Annotated in this window: 15 protein-coding genes and 1 pseudogene; 3 read left to right on the top strand and 13 right to left on the bottom strand. The window is 39.3% G+C overall.

Annotated elements, in window-relative coordinates; translation table 11 throughout:
* Positions 1–13: 13 nt before the first annotated feature.
* The 3 genes from murT (at position 14) to NGI26_RS07195 (ending at position 3,337) form a co-directional block, all read left to right on the top strand.
* On the top strand, positions 14–1,357 hold the full coding sequence (gene murT / locus NGI26_RS07205; protein ID WP_251938243.1) for a lipid II isoglutaminyl synthase subunit MurT: 1,344 nt from the start codon (positions 14–16) through the stop codon (positions 1,355–1,357).
* Entirely contained in the window at positions 1,357–2,139 is a 783-nt protein-coding gene (gene gatD, locus NGI26_RS07200; RefSeq protein WP_251938241.1) for a lipid II isoglutaminyl synthase subunit GatD, read from the top strand. Before murT ends, gatD begins: the two co-directional genes overlap by 1 nt.
* Positions 2,140–2,254: 115 nt before the next feature.
* A complete protein-coding gene (locus NGI26_RS07195; RefSeq protein ID WP_251938239.1) occupies positions 2,255–3,337 on the top strand; it encodes a M24 family metallopeptidase in 1,083 nt (360 codons plus the stop codon).
* A 336-nt stretch (positions 3,338–3,673) separates the two neighbouring features.
* Here NGI26_RS07195 and nadE read toward each other — a convergent pair whose 3' ends face one another.
* The 13 genes and pseudogenes from nadE to NGI26_RS07130 all read right to left on the bottom strand — a co-directional run bounded on the left by nadE (position 3,674) and on the right by NGI26_RS07130 (position 17,262).
* Complete coding sequence (gene nadE, locus NGI26_RS07190) at positions 3,674–4,498, bottom strand: NAD(+) synthase (protein WP_251938237.1); 825 nt, start codon at positions 4,496–4,498, stop codon at positions 3,674–3,676.
* Positions 4,495–5,955: a nicotinate phosphoribosyltransferase gene (locus tag NGI26_RS07185; RefSeq protein ID WP_251938342.1), complete on the bottom strand. Its 1,461-nt coding sequence runs from the start codon at positions 5,953–5,955 to the stop codon at positions 4,495–4,497. The genes nadE and NGI26_RS07185 overlap by 4 nt, the downstream gene beginning before the upstream one ends.
* Positions 5,956–6,071: 116 nt before the next feature.
* Positions 6,072–6,560: a DUF6773 family protein gene (locus NGI26_RS07180; protein WP_251938224.1), complete on the bottom strand. Its 489-nt coding sequence runs from the start codon at positions 6,558–6,560 to the stop codon at positions 6,072–6,074.
* Positions 6,550–6,759 carry a helix-turn-helix transcriptional regulator gene (locus tag NGI26_RS07175; RefSeq protein WP_001107501.1) on the bottom strand — a complete coding sequence of 70 codons (210 nt, stop codon included), beginning with the start codon at positions 6,757–6,759 and terminating at the stop codon, positions 6,550–6,552. Before NGI26_RS07175 ends, NGI26_RS07180 begins: the two co-directional genes overlap by 11 nt.
* Positions 6,760–6,910: 151 nt before the next feature.
* A complete protein-coding gene (locus NGI26_RS07170) occupies positions 6,911–7,321 on the bottom strand; it encodes a GNAT family N-acetyltransferase (protein WP_251938222.1) in 411 nt (136 codons plus the stop codon).
* A 100-nt stretch (positions 7,322–7,421) separates the two neighbouring features.
* The gene (locus NGI26_RS07165; protein ID WP_251938220.1) at positions 7,422–8,795 is read right to left on the bottom strand and encodes an amino acid permease; all 1,374 of its coding nucleotides are present in this window, start codon (positions 8,793–8,795) and stop codon (positions 7,422–7,424) included.
* 81 nt (positions 8,796–8,876) lie between these two features.
* A complete protein-coding gene (greA, locus tag NGI26_RS07160; RefSeq protein WP_006154262.1) occupies positions 8,877–9,359 on the bottom strand; it encodes a transcription elongation factor GreA in 483 nt (160 codons plus the stop codon).
* A 74-nt stretch (positions 9,360–9,433) separates the two neighbouring features.
* Positions 9,434–11,080, bottom strand: a complete 1,647-nt coding sequence (gene mltG, locus NGI26_RS07155; RefSeq protein ID WP_251938218.1) for an endolytic transglycosylase MltG — start codon at positions 11,078–11,080, stop codon at positions 9,434–9,436.
* An 82-nt stretch (positions 11,081–11,162) separates the two neighbouring features.
* Entirely contained in the window at positions 11,163–11,657 is a 495-nt protein-coding gene (locus NGI26_RS07150; RefSeq protein WP_251938208.1) for a GNAT family N-acetyltransferase, read from the bottom strand.
* Positions 11,654–12,169: pseudogene (locus tag NGI26_RS07145) on the bottom strand (GNAT family N-acetyltransferase). The gene NGI26_RS07150 and the pseudogene NGI26_RS07145 overlap by 4 nt, the downstream one beginning before the upstream one ends.
* Before the next feature lie 8 nt (positions 12,170–12,177).
* Positions 12,178–13,512 (bottom strand): UDP-N-acetylmuramate--L-alanine ligase, encoded by a 1,335-nt coding sequence (gene murC, locus NGI26_RS07140; protein WP_251938204.1) that lies wholly within the window; start codon positions 13,510–13,512, stop codon positions 12,178–12,180.
* A gap of 11 nt (positions 13,513–13,523) precedes the next feature.
* A complete protein-coding gene (gene zapJ, locus NGI26_RS07135; RefSeq protein WP_251938202.1) occupies positions 13,524–14,117 on the bottom strand; it encodes a divisome accessory protein ZapJ in 594 nt (197 codons plus the stop codon).
* Positions 14,118–14,163: 46 nt separating this feature from the next.
* Complete coding sequence (locus NGI26_RS07130; protein WP_251938200.1) at positions 14,164–17,262, bottom strand: pilus expression-regulating Snf2 family helicase; 3,099 nt, start codon at positions 17,260–17,262, stop codon at positions 14,164–14,166.
* Positions 17,263–17,283: the final 21 nt, after the last annotated feature.

The raw sequence follows: 17,283 nt of genomic DNA, 5'->3' as shown, positions 1-17,283 counted from the left end.
ATATAATAGAAACATGAAATTAAAAACTACTTTGGGCCTTCTTGCTGGGCGTTCTTCTCATTTTATTTTGAGTCGTCTTGGACGTGGAAGTACGCTCCCTGGAAAACTTGCCCTTCAATTTGATAAAGATATTTTACAAAATTTAGCTAAGAACTACGAGATTGTCGTGGTGACTGGAACCAATGGAAAAACCCTGACAACCGCCCTCACTGTCGGCATTTTAAAAGAGGTTTATGGTCAAGTTCTGACCAATCCTAGTGGCGCCAACATGATCACAGGGATTACAACAACCTTCTTGACGGCCAAATCCTCTAAAACTGGGAAAAATATTGCCGTCCTAGAAATCGACGAAGCCAGTCTATCTCGTATCTGTGACTACATCCATCCTAGCCTTTTTGTCATTACTAATATTTTCCGTGACCAGATGGACCGCTATGGTGAGATTTACACAACTTATAACATGATTTTGGATGCCATTCGTAAGGTGCCTACGGCTACTGTTCTCCTCAATGGTGACAGTCCGCTTTTCTACAAGCCAGCAATTTCAAATCCTGTTCAGTATTTTGGTTTTGATCTAGAAAAAGGTCCAGCGCAACTTGCTCACTACAATACTGAAGGCATTCTCTGCCCTGAATGTCAAAGTATTCTAAAATATGAGCTCAATACCTATGCCAACTTGGGAGCTTATATCTGTGAAAATTGTGGATGCAAGCGTCCTAATTTGGATTACCGTCTGACAGAATTGGTTGAGTTGACTAACAATCGTTCTTGCTTTGTCATTGACGGTCAGGAATATGGTATTCAAATCGGTGGTCTCTACAATATCTATAATGCCCTTGCTGCGGTTGCTATCGCCCGTTACCTAGGTGCTGATTCGAAACTCATCAAGCAAGGTTTTGACAAGAGTCGTGCTGTTTTCGGACGCCAAGAAACCTTCCATATTGGTGACAAGGAATGTACACTGGTTCTTATTAAAAATCCTGTTGGTGCTACCCAGGCCATCGAAATGATCAAACTAGCACCTTATCCATTTAGTCTATCTGTTCTCCTCAATGCTAACTATGCAGATGGAATTGACACTAGCTGGATCTGGGATGCGGACTTTGAACAAATCACTGACATGGACATTCCTGAAATCAACGCAGGCGGTGTTCGTCATTCTGAAATCGCACGTCGTCTACGGGTGACTGGCTACCCAGCTGATAAAATCACTGAAACAAGTAATCTAGAGCAAGTTCTTAAGACCATTGAGAACCAAGACTGCAAGCATGCCTATATCCTTGCGACCTATACAGCTATGCTGGAATTCCGAGAATTACTAGCTAATCGTCAGATTGTTAGAAAGGAGATGAACTAATGGTTTATACTTCACTTTCCTCAAAAGACGGCAATTATCCATACCAGTTGAATATCGCACACCTCTATGGAAACCTCATGAATACCTATGGGGACAATGGAAACATCCTTATGCTCAAGTATGTGGCTGAAAAGCTGGGGGCTCATGTGACGGTTGACATCGTTTCTCTCCATGATGACTTTGATGAAAACCACTACGACATCGCCTTTTTCGGTGGGGGTCAAGATTTTGAACAAAGTATTATCGCTGGAGACCTTCCTGCTAAAAAAGAGAGCATTGACAACTACATCCAAAACAACGGTGTGGTTCTAGCCATCTGTGGTGGTTTCCAACTATTGGGGCAATATTATGTTGAAGCCTCAGGAAAACGTATCGAAGGGCTAGGGGTCATGGGCCACTACACCCTCAACCAGACCAATAACCGCTTTATCGGTGACATCAAGATCCATAATGAAGAATTCGATGAAACCTACTATGGCTTTGAAAATCACCAAGGCCGTACCTTCCTCTCAGATGACCAAAAACCACTGGGCCATGTTGTTTACGGAAATGGAAATAACGAAGAAAAAATCGGAGAAGGTGTTCATTATAAAAACGTATTCGGTTCTTATTTCCACGGACCTATTTTATCCCGCAATGCAAATCTAGCCTATCGCTTGGTCACTACTGCTCTTAAGAAAAAATACGGTCAAGACATCGATCTACCAACTTACGAGGACATTCTTAGCCAAGAAGTCGCTGAAGAATATAGCGATGTTAAGAGCAAGGCTGACTTTACTTAAAAACCTAATTCCAAGGAGCCTAGCTTTCTTGGAATTTTTTTGTATCCTTTTCTCCTTCTCCCTTGCATTTTCTATTATTTTTTGCAAAAATAGAGGGGTAGAAAGAAGGTAGCATATGTCTAAATTACAACAAATCCTAACATATCTTGAATCAGAAAAACTAGACGTCGCTGTCGTATCTGACCCCGTCACTATCAATTATCTCACCGGCTTTTACAGTGATCCACACGAACGCCAAATGTTCCTTTTTGTCCTTGCTGACCAAGAACCACTACTCTTTGTTCCAGCACTTGAGGTTGAGCGTGCAACTAGCACTGTTTCCTTCCCAGTTGTGGGCTATGTGGACTCTGAAAACCCATGGAAGAAAATCCAAAATGCTCTTCCCCAGCTTGATTTCAAACGTGTCGCTGTTGAGTTTGACAATCTCATCTTGACCAAATACCATGGTTTGAAAACAGTTTTTGAAACTGCTGAGTTTGAAAATCTCACTCCTCGCATCCAACGCATGCGCCTCATCAAATCAGCTGATGAAGTCCAAAAAATGATGGTTGCAGGGCTCTATGCTGATAAAGCTGTCAAAGTTGGTTTTGATAACATTTCTCTTGATAAGACTGAAACAGATATCATTGCCCAAATTGACTTTGCTATGAAAGGTGAAGGCTATGAAATGAGCTTTGATACCATGGTCTTGACTGGCGATAACGCTGCAAATCCACACGGCATTCCAGCAGCTAACAAGGTTGAAAAGGACGCCCTTCTCCTCTTTGACCTAGGTGTTATGGTTAATGGCTACGCCTCAGATATGACTCGTACGGTCGCTGTTGGCAAACCTGACCAATTCAAAAAAGACATCTACAATCTAACCCTTGAGGCACAGCAAGCTGCCCTTGACTTCATCAAACCTGGTGTCACAGCCCATGAAGTTGACCGCGCAGCACGTGAAGTGATCGAAAAAGCTGGTTACGGCGAATACTTCAACCACCGTCTTGGTCATGGTATCGGTATGGATGTCCATGAATTCCCATCTATCATGGAAGGAAATGACATGGTCATCGAAGAAGGCATGTGCTTCTCAGTTGAGCCTGGTATCTACATTCCTGGTAAAGTCGGTGTTCGTATTGAAGACTGCGGTGTTGTCACTAAGGATGGCTTTGATCTCTTTACAAGTACCAGCAAAGATTTGCTTTATTTTGATTAAACTGAACGATATACAATACAAATACAATACAAAAAGGACGAGATATAAAATCTCGTCCTTTTCTAATATTAAGACTTAGACGCAGTAGCTGTCTGGCTTGAAATACGCTTTATCAAGCTTTTTCAAACCTAGTCAGCCTTGCGGGGGTGAGACAACGAAATCGAACTCTTCGAGTTACCGGACCTTCCTCGTTTTCCCGTATCAAGACTCGGGGTAAAAAGGTCCACCGGACTTACCTCGTTCTCCTGTTTCAAGACTCGGGGTAAAAAAGTCCCCCGGACTAACTCTCACTTTTTTATTTCAAGGTGAGAGGCTAAAAACCTCCACTGGAGGTTTTTACTCCCAAAAGTCATCAAAGACGGTGATTGGTAAGTGGCGTTTGTGTTGGCCTTTATGCCACCAGTTTTCGATCCTTGCTTGAGCTTCTGGGCTTATTGTTTTGCCTTCTAGGTAGTCATCAATCTCTGCATAAGTGACCCCAAGTGCAACTTCATCTACCAAGCCTGGTTTTTCTTCTTCCAAATCTGCAATTGGTACTTTCTCATAAAGGGATGAATCAGCTCCAAGTTCCTTCAAGAGTTGTTTCCCTTGGCGTTTATTGAGGCGATAAAGCGGGAGAATATCTGCACCACCGTCACCAAACTTAGTAAAGAAACCTGTGACATTCTCGGCAGCATGGTCTGTTCCGATGACAGCTCCACTATAGGCTCCTGCAAGCGCATATTGAGCAATCATGCGGCTACGAGCCTTGATATTTCCTTTATTAAAATCTGTCATTGAACTTCCAGTAGCCTCTACTGCCGCTGCCATTGCATCGACAGACTCTTTAATATTCACTACTAAACTGACATCTGGCTGAATAAAAGCAAGTGCTTTTTGAGCATCATCCTCATCAGCTTGAATCCCATAAGGTAGGCGAACAGCGATAAATTTATAAGAATCATCTCCAGTTTCAGCTCGCATTTCTTCCATAGCTAGTTGGGCAAGGCGACCAGCTAAAGTCGAGTCTTGACCACCAGAAATTCCTAATACAAAACTTTTAAGGAAAGGATGTTTTTTAAGGTATTTTTTCAAAAAGTCAATGGAACGACGAATTTCTTCCTGGGCATCAATAACTGGTTTAACGCCTAGTTGTTGGATAATGGTCTCTTGCAAACTCATTCTTCTTCTCCTTCGCCTAGAGCTTCCTTACGCATCTTATCAATCAAGTCCATCTTGTCTTGCCATACATCACGAGCCAAGTCTACAGGATAATGTTGAGGATTGAGAACACGTTTGTATTCGTCCCAAAGTTTATCAAATTCTTTACGAGCATAGGCCTGAATCTCAGGTAGACTCGGTAAATCATAGACCAGCTTACCGTCCTTAAAGATGTCCACCAAGAGAGGAACAGCATCAAAATTACGGACAGTTTTCTTGATGTAAGTATAGGTTGGATGGAACATCTTGATTTCTGTCATACTAGCAACATCTACACCATCATAGGTAATGTAGTCACCTTCTGACTTCCCTTTTTCACGACTGGTAATGCGCCAAACTTGCTTCTTACCTGGTGTCGAAACCTTCTCAGCATTGTTTGAAAGTTTGATGGTATTGCGCATATGACCGCTCTCATCTTCGATGGCAACAACCTTGTAAACTGCTCCAAGTGCTGGTTGATCATAGGCTGTAATGAGCTTAGTCCCTACCCCCCAGACATCAATCTTAGCTTTTTGCATCTTGAGGTTAAGAATGGTATTTTCATCAAGGTCATTAGATGCATAGATCTTAGCATCTGTAAATCCAGCCTCATCCAGTTGTTGACGAACTTTTTTAGAAATATAGGCGATATCTCCAGAGTCAATGCGGACACCAAGGAAATTGATCTTGTCACCAAGTTCACGCGCAACCTGAATCGCTGCTGGAACACCGATACGAAGAGTATCGTAGGTATCCACTAGGAAAACACAGTTTTTGTGAGTTGAGGCATACGCCTTGAAAGCCTTATAGTCATTCCCATAAACTTGAACCAAGGCATGGGCGTGAGTACCTAAAACCGGAATGCCAAAGAGCTTACCCGCACGCACATTACTAGTTCCATCAGCACCACCAATAACAGCGGCACGAGTTCCCCAGATAGCCGCATCCATTTCTTGCGCACGACGTGTACCGAACTCCATCAAAGGCTCATCTTCAATGACCGAACGAATACGAGCAGCCTTGGTCGCAATCAAGGTTTGAAAGTTGACGATATTTAAGAGGGCTGTTTCAACCAATTGGCACTGCGCCAAAGGGCCTTCCACTTGAACAATCGGTTCATTGGCAAATACCAAGTCCCCTTCTTGAGCAGAACGTACAGTCAACTCTAGCTTGAGATTACGCAGATATTCTAAAAACTCTCCATGGTAACCCAGTGATTCTAAATAAGCAATATCGCTATCAGAAAAGCGCAGGTTTTCTAAGTAGTTCACAATTCGTTCCAAACCTGCAAAAACAGCGTAGCCGTTTTTAAACGGTTGTTGGCGGAAATAAACTTCAAAAACTGCCTTTTTATTGTGAATTCCTTGGTCAAAGTAAACTTGCATCATGTTAATCTGGTACAAGTCCGTGTGCAATGTCAAACTATCATCTGGATACATCTGTTTTCCTTCTTCCTTCTTTACAAAGGTATGAACGTATTCTACCACTTTCACACCATCCGATAAATTAGTACTATTATAACACATTTTACCAAGATGGATAAAAAGTTAACAAGCTATTCCATACTATCAAGTTCATCCATATCTTGCTCAAACTTTTTCTGAGCCCATTCACCATAACTTTTCAAGCCTAAGTTTCCAATAAAGACCCAAGGAAGATAAAAGATATAAGTAAATACCCATGCATAAATGTACTTAATATGTAGAGGGTTGTGCTGATAAATTTCGATATTAAACTGGTAGTTTTGTAGCATCAAGGTAGCTGTAATCACTAGAGTTAATAACAGGCATCCTAAAATTGTAAAATGAAAACGACTATAGTAGTTCACACCCAAATCTCGAGCACGGCCGAAAAAGTAAGAAGTTCCAATAATGATAATGATGAGAATCATTCTCGTATTAAAAAGACTTGGTGCTAATACTGCAATCATATAAGATAAAAGCAAGAAAGCTATAGAGATATAGAAACTTTCAGCCCCCGCTTTATTCATCAGTTGTTCTTCTCTTTCGTCTAATAATTGATAATAAAAAAATCTATTTTTCATCTTCTTCCTCCCAAAATAATTGATCTAAAGTTTTGCCCAAGCATCTGCAAATGGATTGGCAAAGTGAAAGCGAAGGATTGTACTTTCCAGCTTCTATCAAGCCGATAGTCTGCCTAGTGACACCCACAGCTTCTGCCAAATCACCTTGTGTCATATCAAGCTCCACTCGAGCTAACTTTAATTTTAAATTCTTAGCCACTTGTTACCTCCTCTAAAATTTTAAAAAGTCGCGCTTCTTTTTTCAACTTTATTATATCATATATTTTACATTATGCAATATATATATTACATTTTGTGCGATTTTTTTAACAAAAAACTCTCTACCACTTATATGATAGAGAGTTCTATGTTTACAAATCTTTTTGATAATAGTGCCTTTGTCCAGTGTAGGGATAATCTTTTAAGGTAAAGACTTCCTTATAGCCCTGCTTTTGATAAAAGGCTGGCGCTTGGAACTGATAAGTATTGACAAAAACGTAGCGACAGTTTCGCTTTTTAGCTTCACTTTCTGCTTGCTGCAATAGTTGGGAGCCAATTCCTTGTCCTCGTAAGTCTTCTTTCACAAACAAATACTCTATTTCTAACCAATTTCCAAAAGTCTCTGCTACTAAACCAGCCATGAGTTCACCGCTATCATCTTCGGCATAAAGGTTTAGCGGCTCACTTTCAGCGGTTTCTCTTTTGGAACGATTATAGGAGCGAATCAAATCTCCTATTATTTGCGATTTCTGAGATTCTATATTTTCCAATCTAATTTGCATCTAAATCTCCTCGACTCTACTTTATAGCTTGATTATAGTCCTATTTCCAAGGACTGTCAAACTAGAAAAACTCACCAACTTGAGTTGATGAGCTTCTGACTTATTTTCTAAATTTCCACTGGCTATAAATACCAAAAGCGATAATCCAGATAGCTGATCCGATTGCTCCTACAAAGGTTGATTCTTGTAAAAAGAGTGTTCCAAATACAAAGATAAAGAAGAGCATAGTCAGAGGATTTAGCAAGCGATATTGGGGCATGAGATAGCCATTTGCCATAAAGTCTTTTGACTTACGATACTTAAGATGGGCCACCATGATTAAGATGTAGATGGCGATATAAACACCTGATGAAGAAGCCGTAATCAAAGCAAAGGCATCTGATACACCAGGAAGTACATTGATAAAGGCAGCAAGACCAATCAATACCGCAGAAGCAATGATAGCATTCTGAGGAACATTGTGGCGTGAAAGTGTATCTGCCTTAATAGCTTTCAAGAAACGATTTGGTGAATCATGGGCAATTTGGTACAAGTGACGACCTGTTGAGTAAAGAGTTGAATTCAAGGCTGACGCAGCGGAAGTCAAGACAACAAAGTTAATCAAGGCTGCCGCCCACTTAAGACCAACAAGTTCAAATACCGTAACAAATGGTGAATCCGCTGCAGAAAGCTCACGCCAAGGAATTATAGACATGATAGCTAAGAGAGCCCCACCGTAGAAAAAGATAATCCGCAAGGGAATTTCCTTAACTGCTTTGGGCAATACTTTTCTGGGATCCTTGGTTTCAGATGTGGTAACACCGATAAACTCAATCATTAAGTATGCAAAGAAAACCATCTGGAAGGCCATGACAAAGTTCATACCACCATTTGGAAAAAGGGAGAAGTGGTCGCTGATATTAGCAAGACTTGCTGATCCGTATGGTGTTTCAAATCCTGTCAAGACTAGAAAGACACCTGTTGCAATCATGGCGAGAATTGCCACAATTTTAATCATGGCAAACCAAAATTCCACTTCACCAAATATTTTAACCGCAATCAGATTGACCAATCCTAAAATGGTTAAAAAGACAACCTGAATCAACCAAGATGGCCAAGATGGAAACCAAAATTGAACATAGTGAGCAATTGCAGTAATTTCGGCCATTCCGATAAAGACCACTGATAACCAATAGGACCAAACTGAGAAATAGCCCCAGCCTTTTCCAAGATGGCGAGTAATAAAATTGATAAAGGTGTGTTGTTCTGGGTCTTGGTACAACATCTCACCGATAGCCCGCATCATAAGATACATAAAACCACCAGTAATCATATAAACTAAAACAATCGAAGGCCCTGTTAAACTAATCGAGCGACCTGCCCCGAGAAATAATCCTGTTCCGATTGTACCGGCGATGGCCATAACCTGAACATGGCGATTGGTTAGGCCTCGCTCCATTTTACTCTTCTTTTTGTGCTTTTCTTCTGAATTCATCTTGTCTCCTTAAATTTTTAACATTAAGAAAAGGAGTGATAGGAAACGCTTTCTCTAAATCAACTCCTTCTTTTTAGACTATTAAACGGTTTTTTCAACCTTTAAGATTTTAACATCATAGCTTCCAGCAGGTGTTTCGATTGTAACAACATCTCCTTTTTTCTTACCAATCAATGCTTGACCAATTGGACTTTCATTTGATACTTTACCCGCAAAGGCATCCGCACCAGCTGAACCAACGATGATATATACTTCCTTTTCGTCTTCTCCAACTTCTTGGATTGTTACAGTTTTTCCGATGGCAACTTCATTTTTTGCAACTGCATCGCTGTTCACGATTTCTGCATAACGAATTTTTGTTTCCAGACTTGAGATTTGTCCCTCAACGAAAGCTTGTTCGTCTTTTGCTGCTTCATACTCACTGTTTTCTGACAGGTCACCGTATGAACGAGCAATTTTGATACGTTCTACAACTTCTGGACGACGTACTAACTTCAATTCTTCTAATTCTTTTTCGAGTTTTTCCTTTTCTTCCAATGTCATTGGATATGTTTTTTCTACCATTTTTCTCAACTTTCTTTTGATTGAATTAATAAATATATGCTTTAAAGCAAAATTATGTGGAAAACCACATAATTTTAGTTTATGCTATTTGATTGGTTTAGTTTACTATTGATATGTTCTTGAACATTACGTTCATGCTCTTCCAGTGTTGTTGCATAGTAAACTTTACCATCTTGAACATTGGCCACAAAGTAGAGATAGTCACTCTTTGTCTGATTGATACTTGATTCGATCGCATCCAAGCTTGGGCTATCAACTGGTCCAGGCATTAGACCTACTTTTGTATAATCATTGTATGGTGAATCAATAGATGTATCAATATTTGCATCATCAGCAAGACTGATATTTTGACCAAGTTTACCTTCTGCATAAAGGATAGCAATATTACTTTGAAGTGGCATACCCAGGTTCAAACGATTATAGAATACACCAGCAATCAGCTTACGATCCTCTGTCTTAGCTCCTTCTTTCTCAACAAGAGAAGCAATTGTCAAGAGCTCATTTACGGTTAGGTTCTTTTCTTTAATTGTAGCATAGTGACTAGATAGGTTTTTATTCATAGCAGCTAGCATTTCATCAATTATACTTTCAACAGTTGTATTTTCTTTAATCGTATAAGTTGCTGGGAAAAGATATCCTTCTAAGCGATAACGAACACCACTGTCTTTTGTAGGTAAGCTTTCAAGGAGGTTTGGATATTTGGCAACCTCTTGAGCAATAAAGGTCTCATCTTGAACTTTTGCCAAGAATGCTTCCGCTGTTAAAGATTCTTTAAAGTCCCCTTGAAGTTGGCCAACAGATTGAGCTATTTGCTCTAAAGTATATCCCTCTGGAATAGTCAAGTTTGCAAGTGTAACCTCTTGAGGTTCAGGTGTCCCACCTTTTTGCAACTCTTTAATAATATCCTCAACACTCATACTCTTTTGTAGATTATAATAACCAGATTTTAATTCATTATAGTTTTTATACTTGACATAAAGTGTAAAGACCAAACCGTTTTTAATGACACCTGATTTTTCCAAAGCTGAACCAATTTCTTGAACATTAGACCCGTCTGGGATCTGAACAGTCATATATTGTTTAGAATTTGGGTCCACTGGTTGCAAAGCTGATTCAGCATAGCGAAGACCAAAGAAACCACCTGCACCAAATAGAATCAGTAATACTAATACTGTGACTAAAAATCCTTTCAAGCGGGATTTCTTCTTTTTCTTGGCTGGTTTTGCAGACTCTCTCCGACTTCTTTTAGGAAGTTCATCTGCCTCAGTATTCTCCTGAACAGCATTTCCAGTTGTTAATTCTTCCTGGTTAGTAGCTAGACTTACAGCTTCTTTATCTTCAAGTGATTTTTCATGAGTGCGGTAGGAAACTGAAACCTTAGTTGGTGTTGAATTCATTTCATCTTTATCTAAGATTGATTGAGGCAACTCAACTGATTCATCTTTTGCAACTTCCTCTGTAACTTTCTCTTTAAGATATGGACGAGGTGGAACAGCAGGTGCATTCTCAATCAATTGTTCAACGGTTGAAACAGAATTAGCAATCAGCTCTTCTTCTGGAGTTACTACTCGCTCTTCTGTTTTTGTATCAGAAGAGTTCATCAAATTTGAAAAGAGGTCATCTGTTTGTTCTATTAAACTTTCCTCTTTCTTTAATCGTTCTAAGTCTCGCAAAATTTGCTCTTTAAAACTCAACTTTTCTTCATTTGAATTTTCGCTCAAAGGTATTTACCTCCTTGTTGATAATCCTTAATATTATATCTTAAAAACTTGAGAAAAGCAACCTTAGAAGCCTTTCCACTCACTAATTCTTGTTTTCCCAGACCATATCATACCATTCTTCGCCCGCAAATTGGGATTTAGACTTTCCTTCATTGACAAAACCATGCTTCTCATAGTATTCAATCAGGTAGTCATGGCAAGTTAGATTGATTCCCTCTCGTTCATGCTTAAGAGCCACTTCTTTAAGAGCAGTCAGTAGTTTTCTTCCTAGCCCTAGAGATTGAGCTTCTTTAGCTATAGACAGACAAGTTACAGAAATATAACCACCTTCCTTATGACTGTGGTCTTTTATTTCCTCAGTGAAAGACTGATCTTGCAAATAACGGTGAGGGACTACTGGTCCTTCAATATAACCCAGTATCTCCCCTTCTTTTTCAGCCACTAAAAAACTAGTCTTAATCTCTTTTAAGTGAGCTTCAAAAACAGAACGAGGAATGGCTTCTTCTATTGAAAAATTTTCTAATTCAATCTCTAAAATACGGTCTAAATCACTCAGTCTAGCTTGTCGAATTATCATAGCTCCTCCTTATAAAAGGGATTCTTCCACCACATGAGAAAATCAACTTCATTACTGGCACCCACATCTACTACTCCTTGTTCCATAAAGTCATTCATCTCAAAATAAGACAGCAATTCATCCTTTCAGAAAAGATAAATACCAGGACAATTTTGTTGTAGAGCAACTTGTTTCAAGGCTGCCAGCAACAAGGTTCCAAACCCTTGTCCCTGATACTCCGGATGAACAGATAAACCATCAATCACAAAAATTCTACCACTGATAGTTTCTCCATTTGCCATCTCTTTTATCCATCTACTTAGTGAGGAATTAGCAAACTCTGTCCCTAAAATATAGGCAACCACCTGATCATCAAGACAAGCTAATAGAAACGTATCCGCATGGTTGCGGATACGTTCTTCTATTACTTCTCTATTCATGTTTTCTAGGAAGTTTGAATTACTTTCTTGTATCAAGCAAATCAGATCAATATCTGATTGCTGAGCTTCCCGAATTTTAATTGGAAATTCCATAATCTTCCTTATTGAACATTGCTTGTCAAATTAGACAAGAGACGTTCGAATGAGTATTCATATGATTGAATATCACCCGCTCCCATAAATACGTAAACAGCATTGTCATGGTCTAGGAGAGGAGATACATTTTCAACAGTGATGACTTGATGTTTTTTATGAATCTTGGTTGCTAAATCCTCAACCTTAACATCACCGTGGTCAACTTCGCGAGCAGAACCATATATCTGTGCTAAGTAAACCGCATCAGCCTGATTTAAAGCTTGTGCAAAATCATCCAATAAGGCAATTGTACGAGTAAAGGTATGCGGTTGGAAAATAGCAACGATTTCCTTGCTTGGGTATTTTTGACGTGCAGCATCTAGAGTAGCGATGATTTCTGTTGGATGGTGAGCAAAATCATCGATAATGACAGTATCATTGACAACCTTTTCGGTAAAGCGACGTTTAACCCCTCCAAAAGTATTCAAGTGTTCACGCACCAAATTCAAGTCAAAGCCAGCGGTATAAAGCAAACCAATTACCGCTGTTGCATTCATGATGTTGTGACGACCGAAGGTTGGAATGTGGAATTGACCTAGCTCTTGTCCACGGAAATGAACTGTAAAGGTTGAACCAGTTGTTGAACGAAGCAAATCGCTAGCTACAAAGTCATTTCCTTCAGCTTCAAAACCATAATAGTAGATTGGTGCATTTGCCGTAATTTTACGCAATTCAGCATCTTCACCGTATACAAACAAACCTTTGGTAATTTGTTTGGCATAATCATTGAAGGCGTTGAAGACATCCTCTAAACTTGTGAAATAGTCAGGATGGTCAAAATCAATATTTGTGATGATAGAGTATTCTGGATGGTATGGCATAAAATGACGCTCATACTCATCTGATTCAAAGACAAAATATTTGGCATTTTCAGAACCACGTCCTGTACCATCTCCAATCAAATAGCTAGTATCCGTGATATGTGACAAAACGTGAGAAAGCATACCTGTTGTTGAAGTCTTACCGTGTGCTCCAGCAACACCCATGCTAATAAAGTCACGCATAAAGCTACCAAGAAACTCATGATAACGTTTATAGCTTAGTCCATTCTTGTCTGCATAAGCAATTTCAACATTGTTATCTGGACGAAAGGCGTTCCCAGCAATGATTTCCATATCCCCTTGAAGATTTTTCTCATCAAAAGGCAAAATCTCAATCCCTGCTTGCTCCAAGCCTCGTTGTGTAAAGTAGTATTTCTCTACGTCAGATCCTTGCACCTTATGCCCCATTTGGTGCAACATCAAGGCCAAGGCACTCATTCCTGATCCTTTAATTCCGATAAAATGATAGGTTTTTGCCATCTTTTTCCCCTTTACTCTGTCATATTTGTCAAGTTTAACTCTTGAGCAATTTTACGTTCTTTTTCTGATTGATTTTCTTTTTTGTTATAAATTTGGCTTTTCTTTAAAAAATCATAATTATTTTTCTTAGGTCCAAGTTGCTCTTCTTTCGTCGCTTGTTGCATCTGAGGAGCAGTTTCAGCCAAAATATAATGGCTTTGAGTTAGTTTTTCACTATATTTGGTAAGCTCACCAGGATTTTCCTTTTGGAAAGGAGCTGTTGGTTGATTTGCCTGTCTTACAACATTATTTGAAGGTTTATAACGTTTCGTAAAACTAACATCTTTAGTCAAATACTTTGCTGAACGTTTCCGTTTCAAATCAGCTCTTGCTTCCTCACGAGCCAGTTCAGCGTAGGATTTTTCCTTTTTTTCAATCCGTTTATCTGATGCTTGAATCGGCGATTTTTTTTCTGTTGTAATTGGTGACCATTCCAAGTAGTTTTTGTCCTGGTAGTCTCCCTTGATATTACTAATCAAATCCGACTCATCATATAAATCCATAAATGGCATCTCTGTCAGCATGATCTCATCATCTGACACTATTGGAAATCGTACTTGTTTCATTTTTATTCCCTTTCAATACTCCATTATAGCGTAAAGTCTTGATTTTTCAAGTCTTGGCTTCAGGAATTCCTAATATTTCTTGAATTTCAGTAAGTGTGAGACTTCCACGAGACTCTGTTCCATCCAATACTTCTGAAACCAGATTTTTTTTCTGTTCCTGCAACTCTTGAATCTTCTCCTCGATTGTGCCTCTAGTTACCAGACGATAAACCTCAACAGCTTGGTCTTGTCCCATACGGTGGGCCCGGCCAATAGCCTGTGATTCAACTGCCGGATTCCACCATAAGTCTACCAGAATAACGGTATCTGCACCAGTAAGATTGAGACCAACTCCTCCAGCCTTGAGAGAGATTAAGAATACATCGCGCTCACCTTGGTTAAAAGCTTTGGTCATTTCTTGTCGTTGCTGTGATGGAGTAGACCCTGTAATCTTAAAGGAGGTTAAGCCAAGTTGAGGCAACTCCTCTTCGATTCGGTCTAGCATTCCTCTAAATTGCGAGAAGATGAGTACACGATGATTTCCTTCAGCAATTTGGCTCAGTAAACCACGTAAACTATCAAGCTTCCCGCTATCCCCCTTATAATCCTCCATGAATAAGGCCGGAGTATCACAAATCTGACGAAGACGCATGAGACCCGTTAAAATTTCGACACGATTTCGTTGAAATTCTGACTCAGTTACTTGCCCCAAGCGTTCTTGCATCTGTTGCAGTTGAGCTAGATAAATGGCTTTTTGCTGATCCTCTAGTTCATTCTTATAAACCACTTCAATCAAATCAGGTAGTTCAGTAAGGACATCCCCTTTTTTCCGACGCATCACAAATGGTTTAATAAACTGAGCAACTCTATCGGCTGGTAATATCATAAAGTCTTTTTTTGCTGGTAGAAGTCCTGGCAAGACAATTTGAAAGATAGACCATAATTCCCCTAAATTATTTTCAATCGGTGTTCCAGATAGAGCAAAAACTGATGGAACCACAAATTTTCTCAAAATCTTAGCAATTTTGGTTTGGGAATTTTTCATCACTTGGGCTTCATCTAAAAATAGAAAGTCGAAAGACATCCGATTGTATACGTCACTATCCTGACGGAAAGTAGCATAACTCGTCAGATAAATCTGATGATTTTCTGCTAAAACAGTCTCACGATAAGGTTTCAATCCATGTACAACAGCTACATCTAAATGAGATGCAAATTTTTTAAATTCATCGGCCCAGTTATAAATCAAACCAGATGGAGCAAGAATTAAGACACGGCTATCGTCTTGAAGCTGGCTACTTAGAAAAGCAATGGCTTGCAAGGTCTTGCCAAGCCCCATATCATCTGCTAAAATTCCACCAAATCCATAATGGTGAAGCATTTGAAACCATTGAATTCCCTTTTTCTGATAGTCTCTGAGTTCTGCTTTGATATTCAGAGGTTTCTTTGGAAAATCCTCTGGATGCGTCAAATCACGGGCCAAATGTCGGAATTCTTCAGTAAATGTAACTTGGTCTTGGTCCTTAAATAGATAGGAAAGAGTATAAGCTAAAGATTTGCGAGCATGGAAAGAATCACTCTCTATCTCTTCAATTCCTAAGTCCTCTAAATCCTGACGAATACGCTTGGTCTGTTCATCGAAATAATAGACCTGATTAGAAGAGCTAATATAATAATCTTGCTTTGCAACTAAGGCTTTCATCGCTCGATTGATTTCTTCTTGATCTATATCTTGAAAATCAAATTGAACTTCTAAGAGACTTCCCTTGGATGATATCTGAACTTGAGGTTTTTGAACCCGATAAAGATCTTGTAGGCTCTCAGAAATCTCTAATTCTCCAAGGGCTGCAAAGGCTGGTAAAACTTCCTGAAAGAAAGCATGGACACCTTCTGCTTTTAGACTTTGACGCCATGATTGAAATTCCGCTTCAAATCCTGCTGATAGAGCCAATTGAAAAATCTGTTTCTCTAGTTGAATATCACTAGCAAAAGGGAGGTTCTCCAGTTCATTACGGTTCTTAACTAAGCAAGTTTCATACTGAAATTGCATATCCAAACGAATAGAACCATCTTCTTCTCGTTCCATATAGAAAGACGGACGAAAAGACTGAATTTGAAGCGACTCAGGAGCCTCAACCTTTCCTACGTTTTTAAATTGAGATAAAGTCGAAGCTAGGAGATCTCGATCACTGGTGTCAAATTGTAAAATCTTTTTGCCGCTACTGTCCAAAGGCACTTTTCTTAATGTATCTAACAAGCTGGCCTGTTCTTTTGACAAGAGATAAAAAGTCCCTTTTGAAAATAGTACTTGTCCTCTATAAAAGAAATTGATTCCTGCCCGTTCAAAAATTTCCATCTCATAATAGTTTGATTTTTCTTCAATCCTAAAAGAAAACAGACCTGCTTGACCATCAAAATCTTGGAAGAGGAGTTCATGATAATTTGAAATCTGATGATCAAATTGAAACACATCTAAGCCCATCAAGAGACTAACTCCTTGCTCAAAAAGAGCCTTAGGGAAATAGAGGTGTCGTCCTTGATTTGGGAAAAAAATAGTATACTCAACCTTCTCTTCAACCAAACCTAGTAAGAAATTTAAGACTTCCTGGCTGCCTTTATCAAAGTGCTCAAATCTTAAAGAAGACTCGTAACTTTTTCCTATCATGTAAGGTTTGTTAGCCTCTATAACTTTTAAGAAAAGAGGGATATCTCTAATCACATAAAACTTTTCTTGCTGAGAAAGACCAACCCTTAAAGTCCAGACAATGCGATTGGTCCCTGCTTCCACCTGTCCTTGAGCAGAAAGCTGATATTTGTCAGTCTGACTTGGAAGTTGGATTGATTCTAAAAAATTCCCTCCAATAGTTACCTGTGACTCAACAGTCTCTTTCTCTTCCTGATTAGCCTCCAAGTTAAGCAAGATTTTCTGTCCTAGCTGGTCATTTTTAAAGTAAGTTTCCAGTGCTGCCAAATGAACACAGTAACCTCTTTTTTTGAAAAAATCACATGCACAAAAAATTAAATCATCATCCAAACTATAGCGAATTTCTTCTTCAGCTACACGCGCATAGATATGATGATCTTGTTCTTTAACGATTTCAATCTTACCAGTTTCGAAGAGTTCTACTCCCTCCATTCGAAGTTTCCCTGGAATCAATTTAGCCATAGTTTCCCCTTTACTTTATCT

The organism is Streptococcus sp. Marseille-Q0941 (genome assembly GCF_943736975.1).
Lineage (GTDB): Bacteria > Bacillota > Bacilli > Lactobacillales > Streptococcaceae > Streptococcus.
Note: the sequence above shows the minus strand (reverse complement) of the source record. Positions and strands in the feature narration are given on the sequence as shown.